This is a genomic window from Haloferula chungangensis (genome assembly GCF_042664875.1).
Classification (GTDB): Bacteria; Verrucomicrobiota; Verrucomicrobiia; order Verrucomicrobiales; family Akkermansiaceae; genus Haloferula; species Haloferula chungangensis.
The window spans coordinates 478,668-501,262 of record NZ_JBHTBS010000003.1 but is presented as its reverse complement, the minus strand read 5'-3'; the positions used below and the strand labels follow the sequence as shown (position 1 = coordinate 501,262).

Sequence of the window (22,595 nt, the reverse complement as noted above, 5' to 3'; positions counted from 1 at the left end):
GATCTGTCCGAGGTCGATGCTTTGAGGAGAGTCAGGCTTTCGCGGAACATCGAGCCGATGCCTCGAGCCCTTACTCTGTGAGGGGCAGCAACTCGATGCTCTTGAACTCACAGGGCGCGGTTTCCGCCTGGATGGAGATGTAGCCACCGCTCAGCGGGGTGCCGTCGTCGAGTTGGGGTCTGGCATACTCGCAGACGATCGTATCTCCCGCGATGTGTTTGATCGATCGGTCACCATGAACCTCGATTTCGACGCTGACCCATTGGTCGCCATCAAACGTGGGTCCACCCGTTTCAATCACGTGCTTTTTGGTGAGCTCGCCATCCCAGAATAGCTGGGTGCCGGGTGTGCAGATGTTGAGGGTGCCGCGATCGCCTTTGCCCAGACCACCGAGGAGTTGGACTTCAATGCTGTTAGGAAATTCCTGATCCCTGGCGATCGTTTTGGGATCCTGGCAATGGATCATGAAGCCATTGTTGCGGATCGCCCACGCCGGGCCTCCTTCGACCTGATCGCCGACGAATCGATAGGTCGCGCGGAGGCGGTAGTTCGAATAGGGGGTCTTGTAGAACAGATGGCCGAACTCGCCGTCGAACTTGTCCCATTTGGAGTAATCGATTTTCAGCAGGCCATCTTCCACCTTGAAGGTGTCGCGGAAATTGACGCCGAGATCATGCTTGGTGAATTTCGGGGTCCAGCCTTCGAGATCCTTGCCGTTGAACAACTGAATCCACTCGGATTTGTCCGCCGTGGGATGGCTCGGCTCGTCCGCAGCAGAGATCTGGCAGCCGAAGGCGAAAAGAATGGGTAAAAGGCGGAACAGAATCGGGGAATGAATCGACATGGGCTTTGAATTTCAAAAGAAGCTACTGTCGTTTGCGCGAGCCAACAGGGAAATTTTCGTAAAGTAACGTTTCTTGTGAGATTGCCAATTTCTGCAGAGTAGGTAGGGAAACACCAAGCCATGCGACACGTTTCACGATTGACCCTTTCGTCCCTTCTTTTGATTGGAACCGTCTTTTCAGCGGATCCGGAGGCTCCCTCGACTGCTCAGAAAACTCTTGAGAAAACCGACCAGTTCGAAGTTCCGGAGGGATTCATCGTCGAGCAGATGTATCAGGTTCCTGAGGAATTCGGGAGCTGGGTGGCACTTACGAAGATGGCCAACGGTGACCTGGCCGCAGCGGATCAGTATGGAGGGATTTACCGGGTGATTCACGAGGAGGGGGCGACGCGTGCCGAGCGGCTTGAAATCGCCTTGGAGGGAGCTCATGCGATTCTTTGGCATGGCGATTCGCTCTACGTCACGGTTTCCGAAGGGGATCGCGACAAGAAAGGCATCTATCGGGCCCGCGATCTGGATGGAAACGGTAGCTTTGAAAAAATCGACAAGCTGCGGGCTCACCAAGGCGGTGGCGAGCATAGTGCGCACTCGCTTGTGCCTTCTCCGGATGGGAAGTGGATCTACCTGATCGCAGGAAACATGACCCCTCTTCTGGAGTTTGATCAATCCCTGATGCCTCGCGTGTGGGCTGAGGATCAATTGCTCCCGCGCAATCCCGATGGAAGGGGGCACGCCCGGAACATCATGGCCCCGGGTGGCTGGATCGCGCGTTTCCAGCCTGATGGGTCCCAATGGGAACTGGTCGCCGCAGGCTTCCGCAATCCCTTCGATATGGCTTTCAATGAGGATGGTGAGCTATTCGCTTACGATGCGGATATGGAGTGGGATCTCGGGATGCCCTGGTATCGGCCGACGCGCCTCAATCATGTGATTCCCGGCGCCGAATTCGGCTGGCGGAATGGCACAGGCAAGTGGCCGAAGTACTATGAAGATAGTTTGGGCGCGGTTGTCGAGTTTGGTCCGGGATCGCCGACCGGAGTGGTCAGTGGCAAGGGAACCGCCTTTCCTGCGAAATACCAGCGCGCGATCTTTTGCTTCGATTGGACCTTCGCGACGATTTACGCCGCCCATTTGACGCCAGATGGAGCCAGCTATCGAGGGGAACGCGAGGAGTTCTTCACCGCCAGTGGATTTCCTCTAACGGATGCCGTGGTTGGCGACGATGGGGCCATGTATTTCGCGACGGGAGGCCGGAGGACCGCATCTGCCCTGTGGCGGATCCGCTACGCTGGTGCGGAAGATGTTTCACCCGTCGCACCACCGACACGAAAGCACGTGATTGCGAGTGATTCGGAAAAGCTGGGCTCGAAGGATCGGGTAGAGCGCTTTGCATCGAGAACCGCATTGGAGAATGCAGGGGCCGATGCGGTACGCGCGGCGAAGGCCGGGACGGCAATGGCTAAGATCAATCGGGCCATCGCGCTGAGCCGGGTGGGAGGAAAGGAAGATCGAAGTGAAATCTTCCATGCCCTGATAGATCTCAATTGGGCACAACTCAATGTCGTCGAGAAGCTCGCATGGCTGCGCGCCTGCGACCTCATGTTCATCCGTCTCGGCGAGCCCAGTGCGGAGGAGCGAAGCAGGATCCTGACGAAAATTGACGCATCCTTTCCTACGGAGGAATCAAGGGTGAATGCCGAGCTTTGCCGGCTTCTATGTTATCTGCAGGCACCGAAGATCGTCGAGCGAACGCTTCAACAGATGGCGGAACCGGATTCGACTCAGCTGCCTGACTGGGCACGTCTGGTAACCCGCAACAAAGGGTATGGGTCGACATTGGCCAAAACCCTGCGTGATGCCCCGCCGGTCGAAGATCTTCATTTTGCCTACTGCCTGAGGGTGGTGAAGGGACCATGGACGAAGGGGCAGCGCCGTCAGTTGATGGAGTGGTATGCGATGGTCGAAGGGAAGGAAGGCGGCAAAAGTTATGCCCTGTTTCTCGAGCGCATGAGAACGGACACACTGGATAATGCCACGGAAGATGAAAGGAAGATGATCGAATCGTGGGGACTGAAGGTGGTTCGGAGCCCTTTCGCCAATCTGCCGGTGGCCCAGGGGCCGGGACGGGACTGGACAATCGAAGAAGTGGTCGAGGTCGCGGACAATCTGGAGGGGGCCGACAAGAAGAATGGCAAAAAGATGTTTCAGGCGGCGCTCTGCATGGCCTGTCACCGGGTTGGTTCCGAAGGCGGATCCGCTGGTCCGGATCTGACAACGGTTTCAGGAAGGTTTTCCGCGGAAGACCTCGCCACCGCAATCATCGAACCGAGCAAGGAGGTTTCTGACCAGTATGAGTTTTCGCTGATCACCAGGAAGGATGGATCGACGGTCTACGGACAGGTTCTCGATGAAAAGGATCTGGTTCTCATTGTGGCGACCAGCGCCCTGGATCTGACTCAAACGATCGAGATCGAGCGTGGCGAGGTCGCAAAGATCGAGCCTTCGGCCATTTCGCCCATGCCACCCGGCTTGATCACATCGCTGAACAAAAAGGAACTGCGGGACATGCTCGCGTGGCTGCTCCAGAAATGAGTCCCCTCACCAGCCTGCGTCTGATGAGGGCGCTTTAGTCGTGCTTTAGTCGTGCTGACACTGCGGGTGGCGGACCTGCGATGGATCGCCTGATAGATTTTTCATCATGTCCAAGCTCAATGCACTCATTATTGGAACTGGTGAATACAGCACCGGCTACGTTCACGGCTCCGCGTCGACTTCGGATAAGGGCGCGGGGGTGATTGCCCTTTCACTTTTCGAGCTGAGGAGGCAGGGGATGCTCGATGTGATTTCGATGGCGGGAACGAATGGCACCAAGTTTCCGGGAATTCGCGAGCACTTGGAGAACGGTATCGGAAAGAGGTATCAGGGTTTTGATACGACGCTCGTGACTTATCCGAGCGATGAAACGTCGCGTGATACCGAGGCTTATCTGGTAGCCCTGGATGCCACAAAGCCGGGAGATATGGTTTTCGTCTTCACTCCGGACGACACGCATTTCACCATCGCGATGGAAGCGGTCCAGCGTGGCTGCCACGTGCTGATCGCCAAGCCGATCGTCAAGACGATTGAGGAGCACATCGCACTGAGGGAGGCTGCCAGGGAAAACGGTGTGCTGGTGGCGATGGAGGTGCACAAGCGCTGGGACCCGATCTATGCCGACGCTCGCGATCGGATCAGCCAACTTGGTGATTTCAGCTATTTCAGCGCCTACATGAGTCAGCCGAAGTCGCAATTGAAGACCTTTGCGGCCTGGGCTGGCAAGGCGAGTGACATCAGCTACTACCTCAACGCCCACCACGTGGATTTCAATGTCTGGGCAGCAGGTGCCTTCGCACGACCCGTAGGCGTGCACGCGATGGCTTCCACAGGCGTGGCAAAGGCCCAGGGTATCCCGACCGAGGATACGATCACCCTATCGGTAACCTGGGAAAACATGGCCAGCGGCAACAAGGGCACGGCGATCTACACTTCATCCTGGATCGCGGCAAAGTCGGACGTGCATTCGCAGCAGCGCTTTTTCTACATGGGCCACGACGGTGAGGTGACGGTCGACCAGGCGCACCGCGGTTTTACGACGGCGACGGATGAGGCCGGCTTTGCGTCGCCGAATCCCTTGTTCATGAAGTATGCGCCCGATGGGCATGGCCGCTTCGCCGGGCAGGGAGGCTACGGATTCAAGTCGATCGAAGAGTTTGCGAAAGCGGTTGAAAAAATCGTCGCCGGCCAGGCGGAGCCCGCAGACTTCGATGGGCAACTCGCGACGATTGATGATACCTTGCTCACCACGGCAGTCCTTCACGCCGGCCGCAAAAGTCTCGACGAAGGAGGTGCGATTCAAACGCTGATCTATGATGCTGGCGGTGGATTTGCCGGCTTGGAATCCAGACCAAAGTAGGCGGTGCGCTTGGACCGGGGTTCTAAGAGCTAAGCTTTGTGCGAAGGATGCCCGAGAGGATCGACTCCGACGTCCATCCTGGCTTGCGTCTTGCGGAGCGCTTTGTAATGGCTGCGTAAGCATGCCCGAGTGGATTCGAACCACTGACCGTCCGCTTAGAAGGCGGATGCTCTATCCAGCTGAGCTACGGGCACTTTGTGACGCGGGCGAAGAAATAGCCGGGTCTGAAGCCGGAGACAAGGCTGGATGATGACGGATTGTGATGATTGGATCCGATCAGATGCAAGGATTGCCCCAGCCGCCGGCTTTGGTGCCGCAATACAGCCAGCAAGCGCAGGATGCGGAGCACATCAAGCTTCTGGTCATTTTTCACTATGTGATGGCGGGACTGACCGCGCTCGGGGGCTGTTTTCCGCTGATTTACCTGGCGATGGGGATGTTCTTCGTCAGCGGGTCGATTCTCATGCCGCCGCCAAGTGCCGGTTCGGGACCGACTCCTCCGGACATGGCTTTCATAGGCTGGATGTTCATCGGCTTCGGTGCGCTGTTCAGCCTCCTGATCTGGACCTGTGCGGTGCTTTTTTTCATGGCGGGCAAACGACTTTCCGAGCGTCGCTCGTGGACCTTCGTTTTCGTGGTGGCCTGCATTCTGTGTCTTGCCGCGCCCCTGGGGACGGCCTTGGGGATCTTTACGATCATCGTGCTGCAGCGACCGAGTGTCAGGGCCCTCTTCGGCGGCATGGAGCGACAGGGGATCTCCCTTTATTCGAATACGTAGCGCCCATTTTTGACGCTGACGTCGGGCGGAACCCGCTTTTCTTCGAAGTAGTCGTAACCTTCCTTGAGGTTCGACCAGAAGTCGTGCCACTCGCTGTCGCTGGTGCGGGCGAGGCGTTCGTCGCTCATGCGAAAGGGGAAGAAGTGGACACGGAAATATTTCTGGCCGTTTGTTAGAGCGGCATCGCAGAGGGTGTAGATTTCTTCGATCTTGCTGTCGGTCATGGCCAGGCAGCCGATGGAAACCCGGTTGCCGTGGATCATGATGAAGCTGCCGTCCCGGCCATGATGGCGGTCGTAGGCATTCGGGTAGCCGATGTTGAAGGCGAGATGAAAGGTGGAGTCAGGCTTCATGCCGTCGCGCGGGACGAAATAGAAACCTTCGGGGACCTGAAGGTCGCCTTCGGCCAGTTTCGGGCCGAGCTTTCCGGAGCTGGCGGCGACGGGGTAGCTGCGAAAGAGGACGAATTTGCCGGACTTTCGGTGCTGGATCCAAAGCTCTAACAGTTTCTCCTCCTTGAAGGCTCGGAGGTAGACGGGGTCGCCAAAGTGGAGATCTTTGGCGGTGAGATCGCGTTCGAGATCGGGGCGGACGCGCTTGGCGGCATCGGCGGCGCGGGCGGGTCCGGGGAGTTTCGCTCTGGCGGACTGTGGGGCTTCGGGTTCCACGTTGTTAGAGGGTTCCCCGTCCTGGCCGCGACAGGAGACAAGGGTGAGGCAGGCGATGACGAGGATGCGGCGCATGAGTAGGTTTATGAAACGCCAAGACGCCAATGACGCAAAGTTTTGAATCCTAATAGATGGGAGTCCAACCACCCTCCTTCGCTAAAGCTACGGAAGGGCAGGCGGAATACAGGAATACACGGAGAACGAAGAGCTTGGGAACTTGTTTTTAGGCCGCGAATGGATGCGAGCAGAGAAAGGAATTTGGAGGTTCTGAATTTGGAGAGAGGCACTCTTTCCCTGCTTTTTCATTCCGTGTATGCTGTGTGTTCCGTGGTTCTCGATTGTTTCAACAGGGAGTCGATGGCTTTTAAGATTTCACTCGGGTTGGGGTTTGGGATTTGGGTGAGGAGGGGGTGATTGGGGAGGCCGCAGGCTTTGGTGGCGATGACGGGGATGTTCATGGCGAGGGCGCGCAGGGCAAGGCGTGGTTGGTGCTCGATCCAGGCGGGGAGAATGAGAGCGGTGGCGCGGCTGAGGTCGGCGAGGGTGGCGGGTTGGTGGTCGGTGTCGGCGAGCGGGTCGTGGTCGCCACCTTCGCGGGCGCAGCCAAGAACAAGAAGTTGGATGTCCTTTCCTGTTAGGGCGGCAGCGAGTTCGTGGATGCCCTTGCGGCCGAGTGCGGAGCAGGGGAGAAAGAGTTGTGGGCGACGGCCTGGGGGTGTTTTGCGGGCTTCGACTTCCGGAATTTTCCAATCAAGGAGCCAGGCGCGATCACCAAAGTGGGCGGCGATGGCCTGGTGCGGGGTGATGAGTCGCGCGGCGGCGGCGAGAGCGGCACGTTCCTCGCGGAGGAGTTGAGGGTCGGCGCGGAAGTCACCAAGGGTGGGAGACCTCGGGTTGGCGGCTGCGGCTCGGTCAAGGATGCCCTGGAGTTCGGCGAGCGGCCAACGGTCGGCGAGGACGTCGAAGGTTCTGCCACCAAGGACGCCAAGTCGCCAGAGGTGGGGGAGCAGGTTCATCGAGACAACGAGGTGCCGGCATTCGGGCGAAATACGCCGGGCATAGTAGTTGGCGAGTTGGGCGTCGGCATTGAGGAGGGCTTTCTGGCGGATGGCTCCCTGGGCGGGGAGGCTGCGTTGGCGGAGGGATCGCAGCAGGGTGACGGAGGTCGCGTGGTGAAGTTTGGTTGCCTGCGGTGGCGACCAGGCGTAGTTGGCTTTCTTCCAGCGGGCGGCGTCGAGGGGAAGGAACCAGTGGTCATTTTCCCGCGAGTGTCCGGCGCACCATTCGTCGAACTCCGGCCAGCGCGTATCGAGAAGAAAGGCGGAGTGACCGAGACCGGGTGCGTGGGAGGCGGTGGCACCGGGGTGACGGAAGCAGGAGGTCTGGTTGCAGGTCAGGCAGTCGCCGGTGGTGTGAAGGCGGGGAGATGCGGGTGATTGAAGCCGTTGGTCCTTGGGAGGAAGGGTTGATGCTAGCGACTGAAGTCGCGGCTCCTCGCGGTGGGCGCGAATGCGGACGATGAGGTCGGTGGCGTCGAGCTGGACTTCGAGTCGCCAATCGAATGAGCCTCGGAAGCGGAGGTCGACGTAGTTCCAGAAGACGGTGGCATCGAGGTCTTGCTCGGCGGTGGAGCCGGGGACGATGCGGGAGTGGGCATGTCGTTCGACGATCTCGAGCTGGGCTTTCAGGGCCGTCTGATAGAGCAGCCCGGAGATTTGGCAGAGTCCGCCGCCGATGCTGGGAACGAGGCAGCCTTCTCGGAGTTCGCGGCCGGTGGTGAATCCTTTGGCGCGGCTAGTGCGGCCGAGCTGTCGCCAGAAGCTGAAAGTGGCATCGGCGGGGACTTCGAGTCCGTGGAGGGCGCGTGCGGCGAGACGGAGATTCTCCACTTTTCCGGCGGTGAGGGGGAATTCTGCGGGGCTGAGCTGCGACCACAGCGGCATGCGGAGCTCGGCGGCGATCGGAGCATCGAGGAGTTTGCTGTCGCGTGGATGGAGCGCGGGCCGGGCCTGGAGCTCGATGAGATGGCGCCGGGCCTGGAGAGCGTGGGTTTTCAGAAAGAACGAAAGGGCCTGCCAGCGGCTGGGAAGGTGACGTTCAGCTGGTGGTGCGCTCGGCATTGGTTCAGGAGCTTAGCGGTGCCCGCATGAAGTTGTTTTCAAGTGATGGTGAAAAAGGTGTGAATCGAGTGATGGCTGGACGATCGGGGGCGTGGCGCGTAGTTCCATGACCATGTCAGCAGCGATCGGAATCATCGGCGGGAGTGGTCTTTATGAGATCGAGGGCTTTGAGAAGGCAGAGGAGCGGAAAATCGAGACGCCGTTTGGTGAGCCATCGGATGTGCTGGTAGGAGGGACGCTGGCGGGGCGTCAGGTGTGGTTCTTGCCGCGCCATGGTCGCGGGCACCGGATCATGCCGCATGAGATCAATCACCGTGCGAACCTGTGGGCGCTGCGGAGTCTGGATGTGAGGTTCCTCATCTGCGTGACGGCCGTAGGCAGCTTGCGCGAGCAGTATGCGCCGCGCGACGTGGTATTGCCCGACCAGTATTTCGATCGCACCAGCCGCCGTGAGCACCACACCTTTTTCGGGAAGGGGATCGTAGGGCATGTTTCCTTTGGTGATCCGGTGAGTGCCGGGATGCGGGCGATTTTGAAGGACGCGGCGACGGCGGAAGGGGCGAAGGTTCACGATGGGGGGACCTATGTGAACATGGACGGGCCGGCCTTTTCGACGCGGGCGGAGAGCGAGGCAAACCGTCAGCTGGGCTTTGATGTGATCGGCATGACCAACCTGCCGGAGGCGAAACTGGCCCGCGAGGCGGAGATCGCCTCGGCGACGCTGGCAATGATCACTGACTATGATTGCTGGAAGGTCGAGGAGGAGGCAGTGACGGCGGAGGCAGTGATGGAACACCTGACGGCAAATGTTTCCCTTGCGAAACGGGTGCTGGCGCGGGCGGTGGCTGAGATTCCAGAGGACGCGAAGTGGCCGGAACATCGCTCGCTGGACGGAGCGATCATGACCTCCAAGGAATTCTGGCCGGAAGAGACCGTGGCGGCCCTGAAGCCAATACTTTCCCGCTTTTTGTGAGCTCGTCGGCGCAAATGCGGGCGTGACAATCCCGCCCGCGCCCGCATAGTGCCGGGACCACATCATGCGCACCATTACGGGTTTCCTAATGAAAATTGCTCCTCATATCTTCGTCTTCACGCTTCTCAGCGCTTCTCTAGGAAGCTGCTCGAATGCCGACAAGACGGCCGACGCTGGCATTCCTGAGGGAGCTGCGCCGGTCAAAACCGAGGCGAATACGGCCTACCGGACACCATCGATCAAGGGTCCGGTTCCGCGGAACCCCGACATGAAGCTTTCGGCGAACTTTTCGCCCAATGCCGGCGTCACGATCTCCCGCGTCGCGGTCAGTCAGAACTACGTGGCGATGACCTTTGACGATGGTCCCCACCCGCAGAATACACCGAAGCTTCTCGACATCCTGCGTGAGCGGAACATCAAGGCCACCTTCTACGTGATCGGTCGCAATGTGGATCTCTACCCGGCGATCACCCGCCGGATCGTGGCGGAGGGCCATGAGATTGGAAATCACACTTACACTCATGGCAACATGACCAAAATGAGTGATTCGAAGGTGCGCGAGGAACTCGACAAGTGCCGTGAAGCGATTGCTCGTGCTGCTGGTGTGAAGCCTCGCACCCTGCGCCCTCCCTACGGTGCGCTTCTTCAAAACCAACGTTCATGGATCCACAGTGAATACGGGTATCCGACGATCATGTGGGCCGTCGATCCGAGGGACTGGCAGCGCCCGGGGCCATCGGTGGTGACCTCGAGAATCCTTTCCGCAACCACTCCGGGTGCGATCGTTCTGGCGCACGACCTCCACGCTCCCACGGTGACGGCGATGCCGGCGACGCTCGATGGTCTTCTCAGGAAGGGCTACAAATTCGTGACGGTCTCCCAGCTTTTGGCGATGAAGCCTAAAGAAACGCCTGCGCAAGCGGCGTCCACTCCGGCACCCTGATCTTATAGACACACGGTTTTTTCCCGATGCCAGGTGACCGGTATTTTTCGGGACGGGACAGGCTGCTGGACTGCTTCAAGCGGATCGAGCAACTTGCTGCGGCAAGCGGCATTGACCCTCGAGCTGACCCTGATGATGCGCGGAGACGACTGGCTTCGCCATTACGCATCGTTGCGCTCGGTGAGGTCAATGCGGGGAAGTCGACATTGCTGAATGCCCTGGCGGGTGTGGGGATCTGCCCGGCGGCGCCGTTGCCAACGACTCGCAAATCGATCTTCTATGTGTATGGAGAGCGAGAGCGTGATCTTGAGATCGAGGACGGCTGGGTCCGAGCGGAGAGGCCCTTGGAATACCTGAAGCGTTTCGAGATGATCGATACGCCCGGGTCGAATTCGGGCTGGCGGGATGCCGTGGTGGCTTCGATGCCAAAGTATGAGGAAGCCGATCTGATTTTGATCGTGTTTCCTGCGGCGAATACCTGGACGGCAGCGACCTGGGATCTCGTCTCGATGATGAGTGATGAGGCGTTGCCGAGAGTGGCGCTGATCGTTCAGCAGGCGGACACCAAATCCATTGAGGACCTTCGGGTGATCAAGGGGCACATGCGTGACTTGTGTCTGAAAAAGGTCGGCCGCGAACTTCCGATCCATGCCGTAGCGGCGCAGCTGGCTTACGATGCGAAGGTGTCCTCTCAGACGGCGCGCAAGGGATGGTCGGCGAGTGGCTTTTCGGTCTTCGAGGAATTTGTTTCAGAAGACGTCTGCAACTCGGATCTCCGCAATTTCCTTCTTCAGAGGACCAGTCAGGAGGCGGCTCGACGTCTGCGCGAAGTTGAGGATGGCCTGGACAAGCAGCGGCGGGGGATGGACGACGACGGATGGTTTCTTGCCGGCCTGGAGCGCGAGGCGGATCAGCTCCGCGAAATGGTGCTCGATGCTTCTGGTGAGACGCTTGGTGGTGCCCGTGGCCGATATGAGGCAGAAGTCGGACACCTGGCAAAGCAGCTCGGCCGCACGCTTGGGGTGTTGCCCACCGTGTTTCGATTGTTTTTTGGCGATGCCACGCCAGCAAAGATCGAGGCGAAATTCGCGGCTCGCCTGCAGTCGGCGATTCGTGATTTTGCCCAACTTGATGTTGCCCGTCTCCTCGACGAGTGCGAGGGCCACTGGAATGAAGTGAGACCGCGGGTGATGGACCGGATGGGCATGGACCCCGGAAGTTCGGCGGTGTCCGGAGAGGCACGGGAAGCGGTCATAGAGAAATTCACCGAACGAGTCGGACAGGGCGTGACGGGAGTGCTGGGTCAACTGCGGGTGCGCGCACTGCTCGACAGCTTGGTCCGCAGCCGGAGTGGCCGTCTTCGATTTCTGATGATCCTTGTGCTGCTTTCGCTGACAGGTGCCGGGACATGTGGTGCGCTTGGCATGACGCAGGTGGCGTGGTTCGTGTTGGGAGTGGCGGGAGTGATCGCTCTGCTGGGTGCACTAATCAGTTGGATCAGTGCGCGCGGTGTGGTGAGGGATACGCGACGTCGCTTGCTTGATTCCGTGGGGCGCTTTGAATCGGCGATGCGCGAGGATTATTCCGATGCCGTGCGTGGATTGTTTCTGGAATACTCGAATGGCCTAACGGGAGTGCGGCGCTTGCTGGCAGATCGCAAGGCGACCCTCGAGCCTCGGGCGAAATACTGGGATGCCTTGTATCTCGAATTGAAGTCGATCGAGCAGGATCTTTAAAACGAAAAACGGCCCGGGAATCCCGGGCCGTTTGGTTTGAGTTATATCTAACGGAATACCATATTATTCCTCAGCTCCGCCTTTGCCGGCAGGAGCGCCTTTGCCACCTGGTCCCCGCCTTCCTTCAGGACCGGGCCGACCTTCACGGTCACCGCGGCCTTGGGGGCGCATCGCTGGGAATTCTTCGCCGGCGGCAACTGCAGCCTTGCGTTCTTCCGGGCTGAGCTTGCCGTCCTTGTCGGCGTCGTATTTGGCGAGCAGTGCTTCGTGACGTGCTTTCATGGCTTCACGAGCTGCATTGCGTTCATCTTCGCTGAGCTTGCCATCGCCGTCCTTGTCGAACTTGGCGAGCACGGCCTTGCGCTGTTCTTCCATTTTGGCCCTGCGGTCGTCCATGGCAGCCTTGCGCTCATCTGCGTCGAGCTTGCCGTCGCCATCGGTATCGAATTTTTTGAGCACTTCAGGTGGAAGTTCGCGCTGAGGGCGTTCACCTCGTGGACGTTCGGCGTCCTGGGCGGAGGCGCTGAAGGAGCTCACGGCGAAAGCGGCGAGGGCGGTGTAGAGAATGCGTGTTTTCATGATTTGTCGTTGTTTGGGTAGTTGTTGATTGGATCAACGGGCGGCCGTCCGTGTCTGATTCATGAAACAGGGGATTTGAAGAAAGGTTGCGCGGCGAAATCAATTCCTGTGTGGAGAGGTCGATATTTTCCACCCAGCTGAGAGCCTGATGAATCGACCGTCCGCTGAAAATGCCGGATTGGCGGATTGGCGGGCGCGCTGTCCTGATATGACAATCGCTAACCTGTTAGATTAGACCGGGGTGCGGAGCGACTTTGTTCCCGGTTTGGGTAATCTGGAATATGAAAGATAGAAGTTAGAAGATCGAGGGGCGACTTTACCAAATCTTAACATTTCCCGTTCGGCACGGTGTTGAGATGCGAAATGCAGTCAGGAGGCCGAAGGCATGGACTTCTCGCCGAGGATGCTATTCGCGGTGGGAAGGTTGCGCTTCTTGAGTCCAAACTGACGAACGGCGTGGCGTTGCAGGTGGGCGATGGCTTCCTTGGGGTCGTCGGTAAAAAAGATCAACTCGGGGTCCTCCGGGCTGATCGTGCCGGCTTCGGCCATTTTGTAAACGAAGTCCATCAGGGGCTGCCAGTAATCCTTACCCATGAGAATGATGGGGAAGTTGCGGAGTTTCCCGCACTGGATGAGGGTCATGGTCTCGAACATCTCATCCATGGTGCCGGCACCACCGGGCAGGACGATGAATGCGTAGGAATACTTCACGAGGATGGTCTTGCGCGTGAAGAAGTAGTGCATGTCGACGGAGCGGTCGACGTAGGGATTGATATGCTGTTCGAAAGGGAGCTCGATATTAACTCCGATGGAACGTCCGCCCGCTTCGTGGGCACCACGATTTCCGGCCTCCATGATGCCGGGTCCGCCGCCCGTGATGACGGTGAAGCCGAGCTTGGCGCATTCCGAGCCCATGGTGCGCGCGAGTTCGTAGTAGGTGGTGCCGGGTTTGGTGCGGGCGGATCCGAAGATGGTGACGGCGGGACCGGCGAAATGAAGGGTGCGGAAGGCTTTTACGAAATCCCAGGAGACGCGAAAAATGGTGGTGAGTTCTTTGAATCGTGACTTGGGCCCGGAGAGCAGGGAGCGGTCAGGAGATTCGAGCTCGAATTCAAGCTGCTCGCGGATCGCGGCTTCGTCGATGTCGTGTGGGGTGGTTTCTGGGAAATCCGGGCAGTCGGGAACGGTCATTTCCTATATTCCTAACACAAGTTGAAGATGCTGCCAGTGCGAGTGTGTGGCTTCGTGCGGACTCTCCAAGTGAGAGCTTTGGCACCTGGTACACGAGGACGGGATCGAACCGCCGACCGCCCCGGTGTAAACGGGATGCTCTACCGCTGAGCTACTCGTGCTTTCAGTCAGGCTGCGGGGGGAAATGAGCCGGATCAGGAGGCTTGGTGCAAGCGCGAAAGTGAGCGTTTTTTAGGAGAACCGGGAGGAAAGGCATGGTGAGCCTCGCTTCCCGGGGTGAGTCGAGCTTGCGGCGGCGGGCGGTCGATGCTTGTTTCCGGGTCTCATGCATTTGCGCTTCACCGATAAGGAACTCACCACTTTGGTGGAAATGGTCAGCCTCGCGGCGAGTGTGGCGATGTGGAACCGCAAGCCAGGTTCCGAAGAGGGAATGGCAGCTTTCGAGTCGCTGGAGCAGAAGATCCTCGGCAAGGTGAAACATTCGGGCCAGGGCGAGATGATCGAGTTTGATGAAAGCAAGCAGATGCACCAGATCACGCTCGAGTACCAGGAAGGTTCGTATTTCCAGGAGTGCTACGATGAGTTCCGGAATGAGCTCTTCTGGGAGGAAATGGTGATCCGACTGGCGGACCGGGATCTCGCAAGGGTGATCGGGAAGGTCGCGTGGGAAAAGCTGAGCGAAGAGCAACGTCGGGAGCGCACTCAGGACATCGAGAAGCGCTATTGGGAGGAGTTCACGAAAAATGGCATCGAACGAGTGGCGGTAATCTTTCCTCCGGAGGAAGGGTAGCACGCGCCGACCGCCACGGCATGGGAATGAAAAAAGCGCGCTCCTGTTAGGGAACGCGCTTTTTTGAATGGAATCCGACTGGTTGTTAGAACTCGGAGGGCCCTGCGGTGCCGCCTGAGGCTTTCTCCGGGGTGATCGTCAGCGGTTTGTAACCGCCGATGGCACGGAAGTAGAGCATCAGCAGGAGGTAGATGACGGCCATGACGGCTGGAATGAACGAGTCAAACTTGAGCACCTTGCGGTTGCCCTGGATGTCGGACTTGGCGATCAGTTCCTGTTCGGCGGTGATGGTTTGTGCTTTGGCGACGACGTCTTCGGCCGCATTTCCGCGTTCCACGGCGACCTTGGCGGCGAAGGCGTCCTTGGCGGGATTGAGAACCTTCGGATCGATCGGCTGGACAGGCTCGAATCCAAGGAACTCGCTCGCAGGTCCGGCGCTCTTTACTTCGGCGTAAAGGGCGGCGTCCGCTTCGCTGAGTTCGCCTGCGGAGAAGCGGTCACGCGCGTAGCCGAGGCCCGGGCCGCCGAGGAGGCCAACGGAGAGCATCCCGATGCCACCCATGAGGCTCATCGCCACAGCGCCGGTTTGCGGGAAGCGGTCACCGATGACGGCAAGCATGGTGGGCCAGAAGAAGGTCTTGCCCAGGGCGTAGACGAGGAGGGCACCAAATGCCGCACCGAAGGAGTCGACCGCGCTGACGAGATTGAGTCCGGCGACGGCGAGAACCGAGCAAATGAAGAGCAGGCCGATGGGTTTCACGCCGGCTTTCTCCTCGATGAAGTGGGCACAGAAGCGCAGTGCAAACATCACCAGTGAGGTGAAGACGAAGAGGATCTTGCCCTGTTCCGGATTGAGGATCGTTCCGGTGATGTTCTGAATCCATCCGTCGGTGCCAAGTTCAACGCTGCCGACGAGCGCGTGGGTGATGAAGAGAACGAAGATCAGCCAGTGGCCGATGGCGAACTTGGTCAAGGTCGCGACCCATGCGAGCAGTGCAAAGGAGACAATCGCAGAGAGGATGTTAGACGGCATGGCCTCCATGCCGATGAGGCCGCCGAAGAAGTCACGACGGAGGAAGAAGAAGAGTAGGACGGAGACGATGAGGGTTCCGAGGATCCCGACGTCCTTGAACATTTCTCCGAGCTTGAGACCTTTCTCGGAAGCTTCCGATTTGGGGTATTTCTGGCCGAAGAACATGATTCCGTAAATGACCGTCGGGACGAGGTAGAGGGCGAGTTGCCACTTCCAGTCCCACGCGTTTTCGCCGGAACCGAGTGTCCATCCGATGAGTCCACCGAACACCATCCCGAGTGGCCAGGAAGCGTGCAGGATGTTCAGGTAGTGGGTGCGGTTCTTCGGATAGAGGGTCGCGACCAGTGGGTTGGCGACGGCTTCAAGGGTGCCGTTGGCCAGACCGAAGAGGAAGGTGCCCCAGTAGAGGAAAAGGTAGGCTGTCTCACTGGACATCCCCGGCTTGGCGGCAAAGGTGACGAAGGCGGAAAGGACGTGGAGGAGGAAGGCGGTGAAGACCAGTTTGCCATAACCGATTTTGTCGACGATCACCCCGCCGATGATGATGCCGAAACAGAAGCTGATGAATCCGGCTCCGAGGCTGATCGCTCCAAGCTGAGCGCCATTGAGATTGAAGGCGGTTTCCCAAGTTCCGAAGAGGCCTCCGCGGACCCCGAACCCGACCCCTGCGGCTAGAATGGCGGTGAAGCCTGCCCAAAGGAGTCGGTTCGCGTTGGGCGCGATGGATTCGTTGCTGAGTTTTTCTGTCATGGATTTGTATGTTGAGAGGGGAGTATCTAGAGTGCTGATCGAATGGTGGCAAGCATCCGTCTTGGCAGTGACGATTTGCGACTTGGGGGCTGACTACGGGAAAGGGACGGGGGATCTAGCAGAGAATTTCCTGGGAATTCACGGGGGTGGACGGCTTGGGCGTTGGGGAGGAAACGGTGGTGGGGGAGGAATGACCCGAAACAAGTCTGTCCCTGCTCACAAAAAAAAGCCCGGGCCTCTGAAGAGGTCCGGGCTTTGGAGATGATAGAGGACAGGGCAATCGCCTTCTTCCTTACTTGGAAGCGGAGACGTAGCTGGCCTGGGCTGCACCCTTGGCGAGCTTCTTCTGCTTGATCCAGCTCATCGTCGAGCGGAGACGCTCACCGACTTTTTCGATCTGGTGCTTGGCTTCCTCCTTACGGATCTGATTGAAGTTTTTGCAACCGCTGTCGGCTTCGGCGATCCACTGCTTGGCGAACTTGCCGGATTCGATTTCCTTGAGTTGCTTGCGCATGCGGTTCTTGACCGACTCGTTGATGATCTTCGGTCCGACGGAGACGTCGCCCCACTCAGCGGTCTCGGAGATCGAGAAGCGCATGCCGGCGATGCCGGACTCGTTCATCAGGTCGACGATGAGCTTCAGTTCGTGAAGGCACTCGAAGTAGGCCATCTCAGGCTGATAGCCGGCTTCGACGAGGGTTTCGAAGCCTGCCTTGACGAGGGCGGATGCACCACCGCAGAGCACGACTTGCTCACCGAAGAGGTCGGTGACGGTCTCTTCCCTGAAGTCGGTTTCGAACACACCGGCACGGGTGCAGCCGACGCCGCGGGCCCATGCGAGGGCGATTTTCTTGGCTTTGCCATCGGCGTCGTTGTGCACGGCGATGAGGCCGGGAACACCCTTGCCATCGACAAACTGCGAACGAACGGTGTGACCAGGGCCTTTCGGTGCGACCATGATGACGTTGACGTCTTCAGGAGTCTCGATGGTCTTGAAGTGAACGGCGAAGCCGTGGGAGAAGAGGAGGGTCTTGCCTTTGACAAGGTGAGGCGCGATGTCCTTGTTGTAGACTTCAGCGATCTTGGTGTCGGGAACGGCGACGAAGATGACGTCGGCAGCCTGAACGGCTTCAGCCGTGTCCATGACCTTGAAGCCGAGCTTCTTGGCGACTTCGCGTGATTTGGATTTGGCGTAGAGGCCAATGATGACATTCATGCCGCTATCCTTCAGGTTGAGGGCGTGGGCGTGTCCTTGGGAACCAAAGCCGATGACGGCGAGGGTTTTTTTCTTAAGCGTCACAAGAGAGGCATCCTTGTTGGTGTAGATCTTCGCGGCCATGATGGTCTTGATATTTGATTCGTTTTTCCCCCGCATTTCGGCGCGGCGGGGCGGCAAACTGGAGAAATTGGGCGGAGTTTCAAGTGTCAAGTTTAAGGTTCCCTGATTGGGCCTGATGCGAGAGTTTGTGGAAGTGATGATTGAGAGACCGACAGCGGCGGCTCACCGGATGGTGGCGGAGGTGGTGAAGGAGGGGGATTTGGCGGTGGATGCGACCGCTGGAAACGGGCACGACACCTTGTTTTTAGCGGGTTTGGTTGGTGAGTCCGGGCGGGTTCTGGCATTCGATGTGCAGGAGGCGGCGATCCTTTCCACGCGGAAAAGAGTGAGCGATGCGGGGGTCGAATCGCGAGTCGAGTTGCGCCATGAGTCGCATGGGAAATTGCTGGAACGGGTGGGACGCGGGGGGGCGTCGGCCGTGATGTTCAATCTCGGATACCTACCCGGTGGCGATCACGCGGTGACCACGGAGGTGGGCGAGAGCAGCAAGGCAGTGGTGCAAGGATTGTTTGCGCTGAAGCCGGGTGGGGTGATGACGATTGTTTGCTACACCGGGCATCCGGGTGGGGCGGAAGAGGCGGCCGTGGTGGTCATGGGACTGGAAAGGATTCTGGAGGAGGGAACCGCCGGAGCGTTTGCGCTAGTGGTGGGGGAGCCGTCGAGGGACAAGGCTCCCTTCCTGGTGGTGGTGAGGAAGGAAGGCTGAAACGAAAAACGGCCGCTTCCGGATGGAAGAGGCCGTTGGAAAAATGAGGGAGCGATCCGTTAGATGATCTCGCCTTCGTTGAAGAAGCGCTTGAGTTCGGCTTCAGCGGCTTCGGGTCCGTCGGAGGCGTGGCAGATGTTGCGCATCTTGGAGTCTTCTCCCTTGTCACCGAAGTCACCACGGATGGTGCCGGCGGCCGCTTCTTTCGAGTCGGTCGGGCCGAGGAGGTCGCGGACGCGGGAAATGACGTTTTCACCTTCGAGGGCGAGGGCGACGACGGGGCTTTCCTGCATGAATCCACGAACGGATGGGAAGAACGGCTTGTCGGCGATGTGCGAGTAGTGATCAGCGAGGATTTCGTCGCTGAGGGCCATGACCTTGAGGCCGCGGACCTTGAAGCCTTCCTTTTCGTAGCGGGCAAGAACGGTGCCGACGAGGCCTTGGGTGACGGCGTCGGGCTTGAAGAGAATCAGTGTGGTCTCGGTTGACATGGACGCTGAGGTAGGCGGGAGAAACGGGTTAGGCAAGTATTTCCGAGGATTTGCGGGGTGGATCGGAATCAGAGCGATCTCGCGATTTCGGCGGCGAGCCGGGAGAGCAGGCGGGATTCCGCGGCGGCGAGTTCGTCGTAGCCATCGACCGTCATCGGCTCGGTGCCCGTCCAGGATTTCGAGGCGATCATGCGGCGGTCGGGCAGCGAGTAGACGCGCCAGGCGGCTTCGATGAAGGCATCGCCATCGGCCGTGCCGTGGAGCTGGCGGACGTCGATGCTGATCTGATAGCGCAGATCGCCATCGTCGGCCCACGGATAGGTGCGGACGTTTCCGGTTTTGAGCTGGCGGCCGAGGTTGGTGGCGAGGACCGATGAGATGTTGTCTTCGAGGTCGCCGGCCCAGCGGTGGGATTCGGCGACGGCGAGCCGGTTGCCGGATTCCTGGAAGACGAGGTTTTCGCGATCGAGGTAGGCGGCGATGCTGACCGGGCCGACGCCGATGCCGCTTCCTCCGCCGGATGGCGCGGGACCTTCCGGGGTGAGGATGTAGTAGGAAAGGCCGCTCGAGCAGGAGGACAGGGTCCAGGCTGCAAGCGCGAGGACCAGAAGGGAGAGGACTTTGGAAAGGAAATGGTGCATGAAGGTAGGGGTCTGTTAGCGGCGAGCCTTGGGGGTGGGGTTGCCTGATGAATCGCGACCGAAGAGCAGCGAGTTGGGTTTCTCGTCGAGGCTTCGGGAGAGGGAGTCAAACGAGCGCAGGGCGGAACGAAGTTCGTCCAGGGTGCGGCGGAGGTCACCTTGCATGGCTCCGGCAGGTCCCAGGGACTCGACGGATGTGCGAAGCTCGGCGAGGGTGGCGTTGAGTTCCTTGGTGACGTTCTGGGTCTCGTCTGAGCCAAGGAGCTTGGTCATTTCATCGAGGGCGGATTCGATGGAGCCCATGGTGTCGCGGGCATCGGCGACGGTCTTGGCGGTCTCGTCGGCGGCGTTGCCGAATTTGGCGAGCGTGTCGTCGAGTGGCAGGGCCTGAAGCTTGGCGAGGAGGGCGTTGATCTTGGCTTCCAGCTGGGCAATCCCGGACGACTCGGTCGGAATGACGTCGAACTCTCCAAGTTTACCCAGAGTCGCAGGAAAGGCATCGGGAACGAAATCGATGTCCACGAACATGGCGCCTGTTAGAAGCGATCCCGTGCCGAGTTTGGCTCTCAGTCCTTTTCTAACAGCTTCTGAAAGGAGCAGGGTGCCGTCGCTTTCATCCTCGGTGGCACGGCGCAGGGTATTGGTGTCGAATTCGATGAGCACCGGGACGCGCGAGTCACCGGGAGGAGAGTATTTGAAGGTGACATCGACCACGCGGCCGATGGGGATGCCCCGGAACTCGACCGGTGCCCCGCGATTGAGTCCACGCACGGAGTGGTCGAAGAAAAGCAGTGCCTTCCGGTCGACGTCGAACGAGGCGTCGCGCGCGGCGGATTCATCTTCATAAAGCGTGAAGACGGAGCCGTCTTCGGCAGGCTCGCCGGAGACAACACCCTTGGGCACGGCGAAGGAAGCGCCGCCCACGACCATTGCCTGGAAGGATGGGGTGCGGAACTTGAAGCCATCGGCACCGGCGCTGACATCGATGCCGCTGGTGTTCCAGAAGCGGGTGCCGGAATTCACGAGATCGGCGTATTCGTCCTTGATGAAGACTTCGTAGCGGATGCGGCGGGCCTCGATGTCGAGAGTGCGACGCTCGACTTTTCCGACTTCGAAACCGCGGTAGTAGATGGGCGCTCCGGTTCCAAGCGATCCGGCATCGTCGGCGATGAGTGTCAGGCGCAGACCGGGAACATTGGCGGAGGTGACGGGGGGCTCCTCGAGTCCGATGAAGTGGCTTGCCGGCTTCTTATCAGATCCGGGTTCCAACTCGATGTAGGCCCCCGTGATCAGGGTGCCGAGTCCGGAGATGTCGCTGGCTGTCACGCGGGGGCGAACGACCCAGAGCCGCGAGTTGCTGCGCAGCAGATCTTCAGCTGTCGGAGCAATGCGCAGGTCGACGGTAACGGATCCAATATCATCTGCGAGCGATACTTTCTCGACCACGCCGATGCGCACGGAGCGGCAGCGCACTTCGGTCTCGCCGGCTTTGATGCCGTCGGCCGTTTCGAATTTCACGGAGACGAGCGGACCTTTGTCGGAGTAGTTTTTCCAAATCAGCCAGCCGGCGAGCAGGAAGGCGACGATCGGAATGATCCACACGTTGCTGATGCGACGACGGTGGCGGACGGTGGCTTGAAATTCAGCGGGGTCTTCGCTCATGGGGTGGGGAAATTTTTGCCACGGCGGTGGTCCCAGATGAGTCTGGGGTCGAATGACATGGCCGAGATCATAGTGAGAATGACGACCAAGGCAAAGGCTAGTGCGGCGGGGCCCGGGGTGATGGTCATGAGGGCGCCGAGGCGCACGAGGCAGGCGAGGATGGCGACGACGAACACGTCAACCATCGACCAGCGGCCGAGGAGTTCGGTGATGTGATAGGTGACGGCGAGGCTGCGCGGCGGGGCGGTGTGTTTGCCGGAGGCGGCAAGGCAAAGCCAGATCAGGGCAATGACCTTGAGGATCGGAATCAGGACGCTGGCAGTGAAGATGATGATGGCCACGGGATAGGACCCCATGTTCCAAAAGGTGATGACCCCTCCGAGGATGGTGCTGCCGCCGGCACCGCCGGAGGCAGAGGTGCCGAGCCCGCTGACATTCATGACCGGCAGAGACATGGCCGGCACATAGAAGGCAATCGCGGCGATCAGGAATGCCCAGGTGCGCGCGAGGCTGTGGGGCTTGCGCAGATGAAGATGGCTGTGGCAGCGGGAGCAGTAATGTTCGGCAAGAGGCGTGACTTTCCCACAGGTGTGGCATGAGGCGAGGCCTTGATCGGCAGCAAATGTTCCCGTGGCTTTGTTCATTCCTGCTGGGCGGCTTCGCTGTTAGGGACTTCCTGTTCGTGCTTGTTGTGAACCGCGAGCTCGAGGCGATCCCAGAGTTCGCGGCGGTCGATGCCACCCATCGCGCCGGCGATGCACAGCACAAGTGCGACGAGCGCCCACAGGCCGATGCCGAAGTGGAGCTCAGCAACGTGTCCGAGCTTGAGAAGCGAGACGAGGAATCCAAGCAGGAAAACCTCGAGCATCGACCATGGCTCGGAGTGTTGGATCAGGCGGGCCAGCTGGATCGAACCCGGAAGGACTTTGCCATAGCTCAGGGGAGCGGCAAGGTAGAGCAGCCCGCCGGTCAGGATGATCGGGGCGAGGATGGTGAAAAAAACGGTCAGAGCGGAGAGGATGAGGTAACCGTCTTTGACGAGCACGCGGGAGGCTTGCATCAGGCCAAGCTCGGTGTGGTTGCCGGCTGCTTCCATGGTCAGGAAGGGAAAGCTGTGGACCAGACACATGAAGATCAGCGCGGCGGTGCAGAAACCGGTGGCCCGGGAGAGCGAGCGGGGACGGTTTTGAAAAAGGACTTCGCCGCAATTGCCACAGAGGGCCGCATCGCCTTCGGGAAGGCTGGGTGCGGTCTGCAGGGCGTCGCATAGATGGCAGGCAACCCGGTCATTCGGGTCGAGCCGTGGCCATGCGAGACCGGGATGGTGACGTTTACGCTGCATGAGGCCGAGATGCTCAGAGGGTTGACTCTTTTAGGCTGGAGGCAAGCTGAAGTTTCG

The 22,595-nt window shown here is 59.5% G+C and carries 20 protein-coding genes and 2 tRNA genes; 8 read left to right on the top strand and 14 right to left on the bottom strand.

Annotation, left to right across the window (positions count from 1 at the left end; all coding sequences use genetic code 11):
- Positions 1–70 precede the first annotated feature (70 nt).
- Positions 71–844 carry a 3-keto-disaccharide hydrolase gene (locus ACFQY0_RS08800; RefSeq protein ID WP_379711406.1) on the bottom strand — a complete coding sequence of 258 codons (774 nt, stop codon included), beginning with the start codon at positions 842–844 and terminating at the stop codon, positions 71–73.
- A gap of 120 nt (positions 845–964) precedes the next feature.
- On the opposite strand from ACFQY0_RS08800, the gene ACFQY0_RS08795 reads away from it, so the two are divergent.
- Both ACFQY0_RS08795 and ACFQY0_RS08790 read left to right on the top strand, forming a co-directional pair.
- Positions 965–3,436 (top strand): c-type cytochrome, encoded by a 2,472-nt coding sequence (locus ACFQY0_RS08795; RefSeq protein ID WP_379711405.1) that lies wholly within the window; start codon positions 965–967, stop codon positions 3,434–3,436.
- Positions 3,437–3,542: 106 nt separating this feature from the next.
- The gene (locus tag ACFQY0_RS08790; RefSeq protein WP_379711403.1) at positions 3,543–4,796 is read left to right on the top strand and encodes a Gfo/Idh/MocA family protein; all 1,254 of its coding nucleotides are present in this window, start codon (positions 3,543–3,545) and stop codon (positions 4,794–4,796) included.
- Positions 4,797–4,916: 120 nt separating this feature from the next.
- Here the strand turns inward: ACFQY0_RS08790 and ACFQY0_RS08785 are convergent.
- Positions 4,917–4,990 (bottom strand) — tRNA-Arg (locus ACFQY0_RS08785).
- An 86-nt stretch (positions 4,991–5,076) separates the two neighbouring features.
- On the opposite strand from ACFQY0_RS08785, the gene ACFQY0_RS08780 reads away from it, so the two are divergent.
- Positions 5,077–5,574 carry a hypothetical protein gene (locus ACFQY0_RS08780; RefSeq protein ID WP_379711401.1) on the top strand — a complete coding sequence of 166 codons (498 nt, stop codon included), beginning with the start codon at positions 5,077–5,079 and terminating at the stop codon, positions 5,572–5,574.
- Here ACFQY0_RS08780 and ACFQY0_RS08775 read toward each other — a convergent pair.
- Both ACFQY0_RS08775 and ACFQY0_RS08770 read right to left on the bottom strand, forming a co-directional pair.
- A complete protein-coding gene (locus ACFQY0_RS08775; RefSeq protein ID WP_379711400.1) occupies positions 5,559–6,317 on the bottom strand; it encodes a L,D-transpeptidase family protein in 759 nt (252 codons plus the stop codon). The genes ACFQY0_RS08780 and ACFQY0_RS08775 overlap by 16 nt on opposite strands.
- 227 nt (positions 6,318–6,544) lie before the next feature.
- Complete coding sequence (locus ACFQY0_RS08770) at positions 6,545–8,362, bottom strand: VanW family protein (protein WP_379711398.1); 1,818 nt, start codon at positions 8,360–8,362, stop codon at positions 6,545–6,547.
- A 112-nt stretch (positions 8,363–8,474) separates the two neighbouring features.
- Here ACFQY0_RS08770 and mtnP point away from each other — a divergent pair, with 112 nt between their 5' ends.
- The 3 genes from mtnP (at position 8,475) to ACFQY0_RS08755 (ending at position 12,014) form a co-directional block, all read left to right on the top strand.
- Positions 8,475–9,335: an S-methyl-5'-thioadenosine phosphorylase gene (mtnP, locus tag ACFQY0_RS08765; RefSeq protein ID WP_379711396.1), complete on the top strand. Its 861-nt coding sequence runs from the start codon at positions 8,475–8,477 to the stop codon at positions 9,333–9,335.
- 64 nt (positions 9,336–9,399) lie between these two features.
- Positions 9,400–10,278, top strand: coding sequence for a polysaccharide deacetylase family protein (locus ACFQY0_RS08760; protein ID WP_379711394.1), 879 nt, complete (start codon positions 9,400–9,402; stop codon positions 10,276–10,278).
- A 26-nt stretch (positions 10,279–10,304) separates the two neighbouring features.
- Complete coding sequence (locus ACFQY0_RS08755) at positions 10,305–12,014, top strand: dynamin family protein (protein WP_379711392.1); 1,710 nt, start codon at positions 10,305–10,307, stop codon at positions 12,012–12,014.
- A gap of 63 nt (positions 12,015–12,077) precedes the next feature.
- On the opposite strand, the gene ACFQY0_RS08750 is transcribed toward ACFQY0_RS08755, so the two are convergent.
- The 3 genes from ACFQY0_RS08750 to ACFQY0_RS08740 all read right to left on the bottom strand — a co-directional run bounded on the left by ACFQY0_RS08750 (position 12,078) and on the right by ACFQY0_RS08740 (position 13,945).
- The gene (locus ACFQY0_RS08750; RefSeq protein WP_379711390.1) at positions 12,078–12,593 is read right to left on the bottom strand and encodes an EF-hand domain-containing protein; all 516 of its coding nucleotides are present in this window, start codon (positions 12,591–12,593) and stop codon (positions 12,078–12,080) included.
- 369 nt (positions 12,594–12,962) lie between these two features.
- A complete protein-coding gene (locus tag ACFQY0_RS08745) occupies positions 12,963–13,784 on the bottom strand; it encodes an LOG family protein (RefSeq protein ID WP_379711389.1) in 822 nt (273 codons plus the stop codon).
- Positions 13,785–13,870: 86 nt separating this feature from the next.
- A tRNA-Val gene (locus ACFQY0_RS08740) sits at positions 13,871–13,945 on the bottom strand.
- A 164-nt stretch (positions 13,946–14,109) separates the two neighbouring features.
- Here ACFQY0_RS08740 and ACFQY0_RS08735 point away from each other — a divergent pair.
- Positions 14,110–14,574 (top strand): hypothetical protein, encoded by a 465-nt coding sequence (locus ACFQY0_RS08735; RefSeq protein WP_379711387.1) that lies wholly within the window; start codon positions 14,110–14,112, stop codon positions 14,572–14,574.
- An 85-nt stretch (positions 14,575–14,659) separates the two neighbouring features.
- Here ACFQY0_RS08735 and ACFQY0_RS08730 read toward each other — a convergent pair whose 3' ends face one another.
- Together ACFQY0_RS08730 and ilvC are read right to left on the bottom strand one after the other, a co-directional pair.
- The gene (locus ACFQY0_RS08730) at positions 14,660–16,357 is read right to left on the bottom strand and encodes an MFS transporter (protein ID WP_379711386.1); all 1,698 of its coding nucleotides are present in this window, start codon (positions 16,355–16,357) and stop codon (positions 14,660–14,662) included.
- Between the two features lie 292 nt (positions 16,358–16,649).
- Positions 16,650–17,696, bottom strand: coding sequence for a ketol-acid reductoisomerase (gene ilvC / locus ACFQY0_RS08725; RefSeq protein ID WP_379711384.1), 1,047 nt, complete (start codon positions 17,694–17,696; stop codon positions 16,650–16,652).
- Between the two features lie 115 nt (positions 17,697–17,811).
- Between ilvC and mnmM the strand changes: the two genes are divergently transcribed.
- On the top strand, positions 17,812–18,402 hold the full coding sequence (gene mnmM / locus ACFQY0_RS08720) for a tRNA 5-(aminomethyl)-2-thiouridylate-methyltransferase MnmM (protein WP_379711383.1): 591 nt from the start codon (positions 17,812–17,814) through the stop codon (positions 18,400–18,402).
- A 59-nt stretch (positions 18,403–18,461) separates the two neighbouring features.
- On the opposite strand, the gene ndk is transcribed toward mnmM, so the two are convergent.
- The 5 genes from ndk to ACFQY0_RS08695 form a co-directional block, all read right to left on the bottom strand.
- Entirely contained in the window at positions 18,462–18,893 is a 432-nt protein-coding gene (gene ndk, locus ACFQY0_RS08715; protein WP_379711381.1) for a nucleoside-diphosphate kinase, read from the bottom strand.
- A 68-nt stretch (positions 18,894–18,961) separates the two neighbouring features.
- Entirely contained in the window at positions 18,962–19,534 is a 573-nt protein-coding gene (locus ACFQY0_RS08710; RefSeq protein ID WP_379711380.1) for a PqiC family protein, read from the bottom strand.
- Positions 19,535–19,549: 15 nt separating this feature from the next.
- Positions 19,550–21,196, bottom strand: a complete 1,647-nt coding sequence (gene pqiB, locus ACFQY0_RS08705; protein WP_379711378.1) for an intermembrane transport protein PqiB — start codon at positions 21,194–21,196, stop codon at positions 19,550–19,552.
- Positions 21,193–21,840, bottom strand: coding sequence for a paraquat-inducible protein A (locus ACFQY0_RS08700; RefSeq protein WP_379711376.1), 648 nt, complete (start codon positions 21,838–21,840; stop codon positions 21,193–21,195). The genes pqiB and ACFQY0_RS08700 overlap by 4 nt, the downstream gene beginning before the upstream one ends.
- Complete coding sequence (locus ACFQY0_RS08695; RefSeq protein WP_379711374.1) at positions 21,837–22,538, bottom strand: paraquat-inducible protein A; 702 nt, start codon at positions 22,536–22,538, stop codon at positions 21,837–21,839. Before ACFQY0_RS08695 ends, ACFQY0_RS08700 begins: the two co-directional genes overlap by 4 nt.
- Positions 22,539–22,595: the final 57 nt, after the last annotated feature.

Coding starts and splice junctions, on each gene's coding strand:
- ACFQY0_RS08745 (WP_379711389.1), bottom strand. CDS start 13,784: ATGACCGTTCCCGACTGCCCGGATTTCCCAGAAACCACCCCACACGAC.
- ndk (WP_379711381.1), bottom strand. CDS start 18,893: ATGTCAACCGAGACCACACTGATTCTCTTCAAGCCCGACGCCGTCACC.
- ACFQY0_RS08755 (WP_379711392.1), top strand. CDS start 10,305: ATGCCAGGTGACCGGTATTTTTCGGGACGGGACAGGCTGCTGGACTGC.
- ACFQY0_RS08735 (WP_379711387.1), top strand. CDS start 14,110: ATGCATTTGCGCTTCACCGATAAGGAACTCACCACTTTGGTGGAAATG.
- mnmM (WP_379711383.1), top strand. CDS start 17,812: ATGCGAGAGTTTGTGGAAGTGATGATTGAGAGACCGACAGCGGCGGCT.
- pqiB (WP_379711378.1), bottom strand. CDS start 21,196: ATGAGCGAAGACCCCGCTGAATTTCAAGCCACCGTCCGCCACCGTCGT.
- ACFQY0_RS08795 (WP_379711405.1), top strand. CDS start 965: ATGCGACACGTTTCACGATTGACCCTTTCGTCCCTTCTTTTGATTGGA.
- ACFQY0_RS08770 (WP_379711398.1), bottom strand. CDS start 8,362: ATGCCGAGCGCACCACCAGCTGAACGTCACCTTCCCAGCCGCTGGCAG.
- ACFQY0_RS08800 (WP_379711406.1), bottom strand. CDS start 844: ATGTCGATTCATTCCCCGATTCTGTTCCGCCTTTTACCCATTCTTTTC.
- ACFQY0_RS08730 (WP_379711386.1), bottom strand. CDS start 16,357: ATGACAGAAAAACTCAGCAACGAATCCATCGCGCCCAACGCGAACCGA.
- ilvC (WP_379711384.1), bottom strand. CDS start 17,696: ATGGCCGCGAAGATCTACACCAACAAGGATGCCTCTCTTGTGACGCTT.
- ACFQY0_RS08780 (WP_379711401.1), top strand. CDS start 5,077: ATGCAAGGATTGCCCCAGCCGCCGGCTTTGGTGCCGCAATACAGCCAG.
- ACFQY0_RS08700 (WP_379711376.1), bottom strand. CDS start 21,840: ATGAACAAAGCCACGGGAACATTTGCTGCCGATCAAGGCCTCGCCTCA.
- ACFQY0_RS08775 (WP_379711400.1), bottom strand. CDS start 6,317: ATGCGCCGCATCCTCGTCATCGCCTGCCTCACCCTTGTCTCCTGTCGC.
- ACFQY0_RS08760 (WP_379711394.1), top strand. CDS start 9,400: ATGCGCACCATTACGGGTTTCCTAATGAAAATTGCTCCTCATATCTTC.
- ACFQY0_RS08790 (WP_379711403.1), top strand. CDS start 3,543: ATGTCCAAGCTCAATGCACTCATTATTGGAACTGGTGAATACAGCACC.
- ACFQY0_RS08695 (WP_379711374.1), bottom strand. CDS start 22,538: ATGCAGCGTAAACGTCACCATCCCGGTCTCGCATGGCCACGGCTCGAC.
- ACFQY0_RS08750 (WP_379711390.1), bottom strand. CDS start 12,593: ATGAAAACACGCATTCTCTACACCGCCCTCGCCGCTTTCGCCGTGAGC.
- ACFQY0_RS08710 (WP_379711380.1), bottom strand. CDS start 19,534: ATGCACCATTTCCTTTCCAAAGTCCTCTCCCTTCTGGTCCTCGCGCTT.
- mtnP (WP_379711396.1), top strand. CDS start 8,475: ATGTCAGCAGCGATCGGAATCATCGGCGGGAGTGGTCTTTATGAGATC.